Raw genomic sequence first — 1,168 nt, forward strand, 5'->3', positions numbered from 1 at the left:
ACCAAGCCCCACGTGAACGTGGGCACGATCGGTCACGTGGACCATGGCAAGACGACGCTGACGGCAGCGATCGCTACCGTGTTGTCCGCCAAGTTCGGCGGCGAAGCCAAGGCCTACGACCAGATCGACGCTGCGCCCGAAGAAAAGGCCCGCGGTATCACGATCAACACCGCCCACGTGGAATACGAAACGGCCAACCGCCACTACGCTCACGTGGACTGCCCCGGCCACGCCGACTATGTGAAGAACATGATCACCGGCGCTGCCCAGATGGACGGCGCTATCCTGGTCTGCTCTGCTGCTGACGGCCCAATGCCCCAGACCCGCGAGCACATCCTGCTGGCTCGCCAAGTGGGCGTGCCTTACATCATCGTGTTTCTGAACAAGTGCGACATGGTGGACGACGAAGAACTGCTGGAACTCGTCGAAATGGAAGTGCGCGAACTCCTGGACAAGTACGACTTCCCAGGCGACGACACCCCCATCATCCGTGGCTCCGCCAAGCTCGCCCTGGAAGGCGACAAGGGCAAGCTGGGTGAAGAAGCCATCATGAAGCTGGCCGAAGCCCTGGACACCTACATCCCCACGCCTGAGCGCGCTGTGGACGGTGCCTTCCTGATGCCTGTGGAGGACGTGTTCTCCATCTCCGGCCGTGGCACCGTGGTGACCGGTCGCGTGGAACGCGGCATCATCAAGGTCGGCGAAGAAATCGAAATCGTGGGTATCCGCGACACGCAAAAGACCACCTGCACCGGTGTGGAAATGTTCCGCAAGCTGCTGGACCAAGGCCAAGCTGGCGACAACGTCGGCCTGCTGCTGCGCGGTACCAAGCGCGAAGACGTGGAGCGTGGCCAAGTGCTGTGCAAGCCCGGCTCGATCAAGCCCCACACCCACTTCACGGCTGAGGTGTATGTGCTGAGCAAGGACGAAGGCGGTCGCCACACTCCTTTCTTCAACAACTACCGTCCCCAGTTCTACTTCCGCACGACCGACGTGACTGGCGCCATCGAGCTGCCAGCCGACAAGGAAATGGTCATGCCTGGTGACAACGTGTCGATCACTGTGAAGCTGATCAACCCCATCGCCATGGAAGAAGGTCTGCGCTTCGCTATCCGCGAAGGCGGCCGTACCGTGGGCGCTGGCGTCGTGGCCAAGATCATTGCTTAAT

General features: G+C 61.3%; 1 protein-coding gene. It reads left to right on the forward strand.

Annotated elements, in window-relative coordinates; translation table 11 throughout:
- Positions 1-1,167: elongation factor Tu (gene tuf, locus N4G42_RS25425; protein WP_260669172.1), on the forward strand; the 1,167-nt coding region annotated here is incomplete at its 5' end.
- Position 1,168: the final 1 nt, after the last annotated feature.

The sequence above is a fragment of the Acidovorax sp. K2F genome (assembly GCF_025246485.1).
Classification (GTDB): Bacteria; Pseudomonadota; Gammaproteobacteria; order Burkholderiales; family Burkholderiaceae_C; genus Acidovorax; species Acidovorax delafieldii.